The following is a 4,115-nucleotide window of genomic DNA, read 5'->3' as shown; positions in this document are numbered from 1 at the left end:
CCCCCGCCTCCTGGACGGCCCTGGCCAAATCCCTGGACGGCCCCCTGCTCCGCCCCGGCGACCGCGCCTGGCAATCCGCCCACCGCCTCTACAACACCCGCTTCGACGCCCTGAAACCGAGCGCCGTCGCCTACGCCGCCCACCCCGACGACATCCGCACGGCCCTCTCCTACGCCCGCGCCCACCACGTCCCCGTGGCCATCCGCAACGGCGGCCACTCCTACGCGGGCTGGTCCTCCGGCGACGGCCGCCTGATCATCGACGTCTCGAAGCTCAACCGCGTCCGGGCGAGCGGCAACGAGGCCACCGTCGGCGCCGGCGCCAAGCTCATCGACGTGTACCGCGCCCTCTCCGCGAAGGGCGTCACCATCCCCGCCGGCTCCTGCCCGACCGTCGGCGTCTCCGGCCTCACCCTCGGCGGCGGCCACGGCGTCGTCTCCCGCGCCTACGGCCTGACCTGCGACAGCCTCACCCGGGCCACCCTGATCACAGCGGACGGCAAGCAGATCACCGCCGACGCCGAGAACGGCCACAAGGACCTGTTCTGGGCCCTGCGCGGCGCGGGCAACGCCAACTTCGGCGTCGTCACCGAGTTCCGGTTCCGCACCCACCCGGCCCCCCGGGCGGTGACGGCGTACCTGACCTGGCCCTGGCGCCGGGCCGCCGCGGTCGTCCGCGCCTGGCAGGAGTGGGGGCCGGACCAGCCCGACGAGATCTGGTCGTCCCTCCACCTGGCCGCCGCCCCGGGCCGCACGCCCACCGTCTCGGTCGCCGCCTTCTCCCTGGGCGGCTACCGCGAGCTGCAGAACGCCGTCGACCGCCTGGCCGGCCGCATCGGCTCGTCCGCGAGCAAGGTGTACCTCAAGCGGCGTTCGTACGAGGAGTCGATGGAGATGTACGCGGGCTGCTCGTCGTTCTCCACCGACGCCCGCTGCCACCTCCCGGGCTCCACCCCGGGCCGCTCGCCCGAGGGCGGACTGGGCCGCGAGACGTACGCGGCCCGCTCGGACTTCTTCGACCGCTCGATCCCGGCGGACGGCATCCGCGCCCTGCTCTCGCGCCTCACCTCGGTGCGCGGCGGCGCCGGCAGCATCGCGTTCACCGCGCTCGGCGGCGCGGTGAACCGCGTCTCCCCGACGGCGACCGCGTTCGTGCACCGACGCTCCCGGACGCTGGCCCAGTACCTCGTCTCGTGGCGGCCGGGCACGAGCGGCACGGACGCCCAGTCCTGGCTGGCCTCCGCCCACAAGTCGATGCGCCCGTACGCCTCGGGCGCCGCCTACCAGAACTACACGGACCCGACCCTGACGGACTGGCGGAAGGCCTACTACGCGGACGCGGCCCCGCGCCTGGCGAAACTCAAGCGCCAGTACGACCCGGACCGCGTCTTCAACAACCCCCAGGCGCTCTAAAAGCGCCCGCGTACGCCCTAGGCGGCGAGATCCCGCTCGCCCGCCCCGGCGCTCTCCTTGCGCGCCCCGGGGATCACGGCATCGCGTCCGGCCGTGCCCTCCGGGCCGCGCGCGCTGACCAGCCACCCCACCCGGGGCGACCGCTCGATCGCGCGGGTCAGCGGTGTGAGCAGGGCCATGGCGAGCGGCGAGAGCAGCAGCGCGACGGCCGTGCCGAGGGCGAAGCCGCCCACGACGTCCGTCGGGTAGTGCACGCCCATGTAGACCCGGGCGAAGCCGCCGAAGAGCGCGAGCACGATCGCGGCGATCCCGAACCTGCGGTGGGCCACGAACAGGGCGACGGCCAGCGCCATCACGAGCGTGGCGTGATCGCTGACGAAGGAGAAGTCGTTCTTCCCGTCGACGAGCACCTCGAGCCCGTCATGCGTCTTGAAGGGCCGGGGGCGCTCCACGAACCCCCGTATCGGGACGTTGATCAGTACCGCGACGCCCGCCGCGAGCGGCGCCCACACGAGGGCCGCCACGTTGGAGGCCGCGTCCTCACCGCCGCGCCGCCGCACACCCCACCAGCACCAGAGCACCAGCAGCACGATCGCGAACAGCAGTCCGTACTCACCGACGAACTCCATGACCCGGTCGAACCAGTGCGGCGCGTCCTTGGCCAGGCCATTGATGTCGTAGAGCAGCTCGACGTCGGGGTTCGACCCGGATTCGGCGAGTCCAGCCATGGTGCTGCGGCCCCTTCGTCATGTCCTCCGGCGCGCCGAACGCGCGCCTCTTGCGCCACCCCCGTGGTCACCTACACGCACACAGGAACGCACGGCCCCCGTTGATACGTTCCACACTCCACTGAATGATCACGCAGACGTTATCGAAGAGAAACACGTCGCCGCAGCTCAGGGCAGGGTTTCACGCTGGGTTCAAACCCTCGCATTCACACCGTGGTGGGCAGCGCTTTCGCGCCATCCTCGGTCACCCGCGTGGCCCCGAAGTAGTCGGGGGTGTCGATCGGGTCGAACCGGATCACAGCACCCGTGCGGGGCGCGTCGATCATGTAACCGCCGCCGACATAGATCCCCACATGCCGGATGGCCCGGGAGTTGGTGAGATCGTCCGAGAAGAACACCAGGTCGCCGGGGAGCAGCTCGTCCCGCGAGGGATGCGGCCCCGCGTTGTACTGATCGTTCGCGACGCGCGGCAACTTGATCCCCACGCTCTCGTACGCCGCCTTGGTCAGCCCCGAACAGTCGAACCGCCCGCCCTGCTCGGGCGTCCCGTTCCCGCCCCAGAGATAGAGCGTGCCGAGCTTCTTCTGCGCGTACGCGATGGCCCCGGCGGCCTGCTCCGAGGGATCGACCCGCGTCTGGGGCGCCGCGAAGCTCTTCTCCAGGGTGGTGATCACCTTCACGTAGTTCCGGGTCTCCTTGTACGGCGGGACACCCTGGTACTTGATGACCGCGTAGGCGCCCGCGTTGTAGGAGGCCAGCATGTTCTCGGTCGGATTCCCGGGCACGTCCTTCACGTACGACGCGAGGGAGCAGTCGTACGAGGCGGCCGACGGGATCGCGTCGTTGGGATCCCACACGTCCCGGTCGCCGTCCCCGTCCCCGTCGATGCCGTGGGTCGCCCACGTCCCGGGGATGAACTGCGCTATGCCCTGCGCCGCCGCGTGGCTCTGCGCCTTCGGGTTGAAGCCGCTCTCCTGGTAGAGCTGGGCGGCGAGCAGCGCCGGGTTGATGGCGGGGCAGAGATTGCCCCACTTCTGCACGAGCGGCTGGTAGGCCGCGGGCACCGAGCCCTTGGCGAGCTTCTTCGTCCCTCCGCCGGCGCCTCCCGCGAGGTCCCCGGCGACCAGGTAGACGCCCACGACCAGCAGCATCACGAAGGAGAGACCGGACCCGACGACCACGGTCCCCGCGATCCACGCCTTACGCACCGTCAACCGCCCCTCGCCGTCCAGGAGTCGCCGCCCGGCTCAGTGTAGAGGCGACAGCCGTGCGGCGGCCGTCACCGGACGAACACCGAAACGGCCCTTCACCCGACCACCCGTCAGAATCCGCCACCAGCAGCCGAAGACGGCCTGAAAGGGCCTAACGACCGAACCGCCCGGCAGGTTCCGCTCACGCATCGTTGCCCCTCGTGACCTGCCGTGATACACAGAGTGACGATACGACACTTCGTACTCCGTCACGCGCCTCCCTGAGCACCCGGCGTGAAGCGGTGGCAAGCTATTCGTACGAAACCCGCCAATCAATGACGCCAAGTCGACATACGACGGCGGCATTGTCGGCGACAATGAGGCCTGACCTCTGCACGTCCGCAGAGGACGCGGAACTACCCAACAGGGGCGGTGACTTACATGCTCTTTGCGGCCGACGAGGGAGACATCAACACCATCATCGGGGGGATCGCTCCGGACTGGGGCCCCTTCGGCAGCCTGGGCAACGAGGCCAAGATCATGATCGAGGTGGTGATGGCCGTCGCCATTCTGCTCTGCCTCGGCATCGCCATCTGGGGGGCCGCCAAACAGCGCATCGGCGCCACCGCGCTGCGCGACACCTTCAGCGCGGAGCAGGGCAAGGGCCTCATCATTGCCGGGCTGACGGGCGTGTTCATCATCGGCTCGCTCGGCACCCTCTTCACCATCGTGTACGGGATGGCCGTGTAGCCCGGCCCCACGGTCCCTGTCTCCCCCATCCCACC

Annotated in this window: 4 protein-coding genes; 2 read left to right on the top strand and 2 right to left on the bottom strand. The window is 70.2% G+C overall.

Going from position 1 to position 4,115, the window contains the following annotated elements:
* Positions 1-1,412: FAD-binding oxidoreductase (locus DMH12_RS37595; RefSeq protein ID WP_148107590.1), on the top strand; the 1,412-nt coding region annotated here is incomplete at its 5' end.
* 17 nt (positions 1,413-1,429) lie between these two features.
* Here DMH12_RS37595 and DMH12_RS37590 read toward each other — a convergent pair.
* The gene (locus DMH12_RS37590; RefSeq protein ID WP_125495750.1) at positions 1,430-2,140 is read right to left on the bottom strand and encodes a phosphatase PAP2 family protein; all 711 of its coding nucleotides are present in this window, start codon (positions 2,138-2,140) and stop codon (positions 1,430-1,432) included.
* A 206-nt stretch (positions 2,141-2,346) separates the two neighbouring features.
* Positions 2,347-3,354, bottom strand: coding sequence for a bifunctional lytic transglycosylase/C40 family peptidase (locus DMH12_RS37585; protein WP_234961481.1), 1,008 nt, complete (start codon positions 3,352-3,354; stop codon positions 2,347-2,349).
* 417 nt (positions 3,355-3,771) lie between these two features.
* Here DMH12_RS37585 and DMH12_RS37580 point away from each other — a divergent pair, with 417 nt between their 5' ends.
* Positions 3,772-4,080 (top strand): hypothetical protein, encoded by a 309-nt coding sequence (locus DMH12_RS37580; RefSeq protein WP_055417641.1) that lies wholly within the window; start codon positions 3,772-3,774, stop codon positions 4,078-4,080.
* Positions 4,081-4,115 lie beyond the last annotated feature (35 nt).

Origin of the sequence: Streptomyces sp. WAC 04229 (assembly GCF_003947455.1) — a bacterium.
In the GTDB taxonomy this organism is placed as follows: domain Bacteria; phylum Actinomycetota; class Actinomycetes; order Streptomycetales; family Streptomycetaceae; genus Streptomyces.
The sequence above is the reverse complement of the archived record's forward strand: the minus strand, read 5'-3'. Positions and strand labels throughout refer to the sequence as shown.